Raw genomic sequence first — 2894 nt, 5'->3', positions numbered from 1 at the left:
GGCGGCCTGCTGCACGATCCCGTTGACGGAGGCGGCGTCCACGACGGTGCTGTCGACCGGCCGGCCGCTGGCGTCGTCGAGACGCATGATCTCGAAGCGCATGCTTCTCCCTTCCCACGTCGGTATGTACCGGGTACAACATCCGAGCCGACCGGGAAGATTCCCTAGCTAAGCAAAATTTTCGGCCGCCTAAGTATTCGACACGTACCCACGATGCCGGGGCTCCATGTACGGAGGCGGCGTGAACCGGATGAGACCGGTTGTGTCCGCTCCGTGACCACCGGGACAATGGGGTCCGGTATGAATGACGACCTGGCGGCGCTGACCGCAAGCATCGAGAGCACCAACGGGTTGCTCCAGCGTGTTCTCGCCGCGGTGGCGAAGGCGCAGTCCACCCCCCAGTCCACCCACGCGCTCTTCGTCGACGCCGGGTACCTCTACGCGGCCGCCGGACGGCTGGTGGTCGGCACCGAGGACCGCCGCGCCTTCGAGCTCGACACCGAGGGCGTGATCGCCGCGCTCATCGACCGGGCGGCGGCGCTCTTCCAGGACAGCCGGCTGCTCCGGGTGTACTGGTACGACGGCGCCCGCCGCCGCATCCACACGGCCGAGCAGCAGGCCATCGCCGAACTGCCCGACGTCAAGGTCCGTCTCGGCAACCTCAACGCCAACAACCAGCAGAAGGGCGTCGACGGGCTGATCCGCTCCGACCTGGAGGCCCTGGCCCGCAACCGGGCCATCACCGACGCGGCGCTGCTCGGCGGGGACGAGGACCTGGTCCCGGCCGTCGAGGCGGCGCAGGAGTACGGCGCCCGCGTCCACCTCTGGGGCATCGAGGCCCCGGACGGCCGCAACCAGGCCGAGCCGCTGCTCTGGGAGGTCGACAGCCAGCGCACCCTGGACCTGCAGTTCCTCAAGCCCTACGTCTCGCGCCGGGCCACCGCCGCCTTCGAGGCGGCCGCGGCCCGGCCCACCTGGGAAGAGGTCCGCTTCGTCGGCGCGCAGATCGCCGCGCGGTGGATGGCCGAGCGCGGCCCGGAGCCGATGGAGGCGCTGCTCGCCGGGCAGCCGTACCTGCCCGGCTCCGACGACCAGGACCTGCTGGTCCAGGCCGAAGGACTGCTCGGGTACTCGCTGCGCGGCCAGTCCGACCTGCGCAGGGCGCTCAGGGACGGCTTCTGGGAGCGGCTGCGCACCTTGGAGTGAACGCCCCGGCGCGCCGCGCCGCGCCGCGTCACGGCCGGAACCGGCCGGTCACCCCAGGCGCCGGACGCCGTCCCAGAAGCCGGCGATCGCGTCGGCGGTCGCGGCGGGACGGTCCACGTTGGGGGAGTGGTCCGCGCCGTCGATCACCGTGCGCAGGGCGCCGAGCCGGACGGCCATCTCGTCGAAGAGCCGCACCGGCCAGACGTCGTCCGTGGAGCCGGAGAGGACGTGGCAGGGCAGGCCGACGGCGGCCAGCTCCTCGACCCGGTCCGGTTCCACGCAGAGCTGGTGGCCGGTGGCGGTCAGCTGGGCCGGGCGGGTGCGCAGCCAGCGCTCGCGCAACGGGCGGGTGTCGGGCTGCTCGGCCAGTTCCTCGGGGGCGGCGGTGGCCTCCATCGCCTGCATCACCGCCCACACCCGGTCCATCGACATCGTGTCCAGCGCCTCGCGGAGCATGGTCACGCGTTCCCGCTGGGAGCCGGAGATCCGGGCGGGGCCCGAGGACATCAGGGTCAGGCTGAGGAACGGGGAGGAGTCCCGCAGCACGGCGGCGCGGGAGATCTGCCCGCCGAGGGAGTGGCCCAGCAGATGGATCCGCGTCCCCTCCTCCTTGGCCAGGGCGTACGCCTGGGACAGCAGGTCCTGCGCCAACTCGGCCTGAGCGTAAGCCGATTCGTCGCGCTCGGGGCCGTCGGACTCGTACTGTCCGCGCCCGTCGACGGCCACCGTGCGGTAGCCGTGCGCCGCGAGCGGGGCGTGCAGGGCGATGAAGTCCTCCTTGCTGCCGGTGTAACCGGGCAGCAGCAGGGCGGTGCCCCGGTGCGGGACGCCCGGTGCGGCGGGCATGTCGATCGCGGCGAACGCGCCGCGATCGGTGACGAGTTGGTACGCCCGCGCACCGGGCGGGGGAGTGAAGGTGTCGGGCCTGCTCATGGCGGTCAGCGTACCCAGCGCGGCCGAGTACGCCGACGGCCCGGCTCCCCTGGGGGAACCGGGCCGTCGGACGGGGCCGTTCGTCAGCTCTCGGCCGGCTGGGCGGCCTTGCGGGTGCGGCGGCGCGGCTTGCTCTGCGCCTCCTCGCCCGCCTGGGCGGGGATCTCGGCGACCGGCGCGGCCTCTGCCGTCCTGCGCGTACGACGGCGCGGCGGCTTGGCCTCGCCCTCGGCGGGCGCGGCGTCCCCGGCGGAGGCGGTGGCCTCCGCGGTCCCGGCGGCGGCCTCCGCGGCCGGAGCGGCGGCCTTGCGGGTCCGGCGACGCGGCTTCGCCTCGGCCGCGGTCTCCGCGGTCTCGGCGGCGGCCTCCACCGGTGCGGCGGCCTTGCGCGTACGGCGCTTCGGCGCGGCCTCGGCGGCCTCCACGGTGTCCGCGACGGCCTCGGCCGCCTCGGCGGTGGCGGCGGCCTTGCGGGTGCGGCGTCGGGGCTTGGCCACGGTCTCCGCCTCGGCGGTCTCCGGGGCGCCCTCCGCGGCCTCCGCCGGTGCGGCGGCCTTGCGGGTGCGGCGCTTCGGCGCGGGGGTGGGCTCGGCGGCGGCCTCCTCGGCCACCGTCCGGGCCTCCACGGCGGCGGTCTCCACCTGCGCGGTCTCCACCGCGTCGGCGCCGGCACGGGTCCGGCGGCGGCGGCGCGGCGCGGCGGTGGCACCCTCCGCCGTCTCGACGGCGGCCTCCGCGGCAGGGGCGGCGGCGGG

2 protein-coding genes and 1 pseudogene are annotated in these 2894 nt (G+C 75.2%); 1 reads left to right on the top strand and 2 read right to left on the bottom strand.

The window, feature by feature from the left end; translation table 11 throughout:
- Positions 1–300: 300 nt before the first annotated feature.
- Positions 301–1206 carry an NYN domain-containing protein gene (locus A2U95_RS06840; RefSeq protein ID WP_166021311.1) on the top strand — a complete coding sequence of 302 codons (906 nt, stop codon included), beginning with the start codon at positions 301–303 and terminating at the stop codon, positions 1204–1206.
- 48 nt (positions 1207–1254) lie between these two features.
- Here the strand turns inward: A2U95_RS06840 and A2U95_RS06835 are convergent, their stop codons facing one another.
- Together A2U95_RS06835 and A2U95_RS06830 are read right to left on the bottom strand one after the other, a co-directional pair.
- On the bottom strand, positions 1255–2139 hold the full coding sequence (locus A2U95_RS06835) for an alpha/beta fold hydrolase (RefSeq protein ID WP_166021310.1): 885 nt from the start codon (positions 2137–2139) through the stop codon (positions 1255–1257).
- 83 nt (positions 2140–2222) lie between these two features.
- Positions 2223–2894: pseudogene (locus tag A2U95_RS06830) on the bottom strand (DEAD/DEAH box helicase); the annotation flags it as partial.

Source organism: Streptomyces chilikensis (genome assembly GCF_001642695.1).
Taxonomy (GTDB): domain Bacteria; phylum Actinomycetota; class Actinomycetes; order Streptomycetales; family Streptomycetaceae; genus Streptomyces; species Streptomyces chilikensis.
The sequence above is the reverse complement of the archived record's forward strand: the minus strand, read 5'-3'. Positions and strand labels throughout refer to the sequence as shown.

Excerpts from the sequence above, each read along its gene's own strand:
- A2U95_RS06840 (WP_166021311.1), top strand. The coding sequence starts at position 301 with ATGAATGACGACCTGGCGGCGCTGACCGCAAGCATCGAGAGCACCAAC.
- A2U95_RS06835 (WP_166021310.1), bottom strand. The coding sequence starts at position 2,139 with ATGAGCAGGCCCGACACCTTCACTCCCCCGCCCGGTGCGCGGGCGTAC.